The 1,305-nt window shown below is 61.1% G+C and carries 1 protein-coding gene and 1 pseudogene; both read right to left on the bottom strand.

What is annotated here, in order from left to right; all coding sequences use genetic code 11:
* Positions 1–3 precede the first annotated feature (3 nt).
* On the bottom strand, positions 4–1,206 hold the full coding sequence (locus PSEWESI4_RS00010; protein WP_187669144.1) for an ISL3 family transposase: 1,203 nt from the start codon (positions 1,204–1,206) through the stop codon (positions 4–6).
* A pseudogene (locus tag PSEWESI4_RS25030) lies at positions 1,125–1,305 on the bottom strand (alpha/beta hydrolase fold domain-containing protein); the annotation flags it as partial. The gene PSEWESI4_RS00010 and the pseudogene PSEWESI4_RS25030, both read right to left, overlap by 82 nt.

Below are 1,305 nucleotides of genomic sequence, written 5' to 3'. Positions count from 1 at the left end.
GGTTCATCGCGCTTTCCCGGGGAAGGCGGCCTTGATTTTCAGGAAGAAGTAGTCCGAGTCCCGGAAGCCATAGGCCATGCGTTTGATCACCTTGATCCGGTTGTTCATGCCTTCCAGGACACTGGTGTGCATGTGGAAACGCGCACTGGCGAGGATGCCTCGGGCGTATTTGCGCAGGTTGCGGGCGAAGCGCTGCAGTGGCGCGAGACCGCTGTCCCGTGCATGCCGGAGCCAAGTTCGCCAGCGTCTCCAGCCCTCTCGCACACTGGGGGAGTACCAGACCTCCTTCAAGGCATCCTTGAGCACATAGACGGTGGCCAGCGGCTGGTTGGCAGCGAGCAGCTCCTGCAACTGCACGGCTTGCCCGTCCTTGAGGTTTTCGCGATTGCGTAGCAGCAGCCAGCGGCTTTGCTTGACGACCTTGCGCGCGGGTTTGTCCTGGCGCAGGAGGTTGGCCTGGTCGACCCGGATCCGGTCGATCACATCACGGCCATAGCGCGCCACCACATGGAACAGGTCGTACACCACTTCAGCCTGCGGGCAATGCTGCTTCACCTCCAAATCAAAGGCCGTGTTCATGTCCATTGCCACGGCCTCGATCTGCTGACAGTGCTCGCCCAGCAATTCGAAGAACGGGCGAATCGCTTCACGGCTGTTGCCATGCCCGACCCACAGCACGCGCGTGCGTTCGGCATCCATGATCACCGTGGCATAGCGATGGCCCTTATGCAGGGCGAACTCATCCATCACCAGGCGGCGCACTTCGCCGGGCTCGAAAGCGCCAACCGACGCTTCCAGGCGGCGCTTGTCGAGTGTCTTGAGGGTGTGCCAATGCAGGCCGGTGAGGCGACTGACGTGGCTGATGGGCAGCAGTTGCAGCAAGCCTTCGAGCCAGACACGCAAGCGCTGAGTCAGGCGCGACACCGGCTCAAGCCAGTCAATCCGCTCGGTTATCCGCCCACAGCGCAGACAATCGACGCGACGTACCGGCAGTTGGAGCAGGACACGCTGGTCGAGCAAATCGCGATCACGCACTCGGCGAATCCGGCGCTCATGGATCAATGGGCAAGCTTGGCCACAGCGTCCGCATTTAGGGACGTTGTCAGCTTGAGGCTCGAGCTCGATCAGTAGGGTGTGATCGGTCGAGTGGCGACAAGCAGCAACTTCGTAGCCTGGCCAGAAAGCAGCAAGATCAATAGGATGCACAGCGGCAGCAGGGGGTGGGGGTTGGTTCGTTTGGCGACTGCCAATTTACCCATTTCCCTGACTGTCAACTCGCTCTTTCCCCTGAGTCCGCGAAGAACC

Source organism: Zestomonas carbonaria (assembly GCF_904061905.1).
Lineage (GTDB): Bacteria > Pseudomonadota > Gammaproteobacteria > Pseudomonadales > Pseudomonadaceae > Aquipseudomonas > Aquipseudomonas carbonaria.
This window is presented reverse-complemented; position numbering and strand designations above follow the sequence as displayed.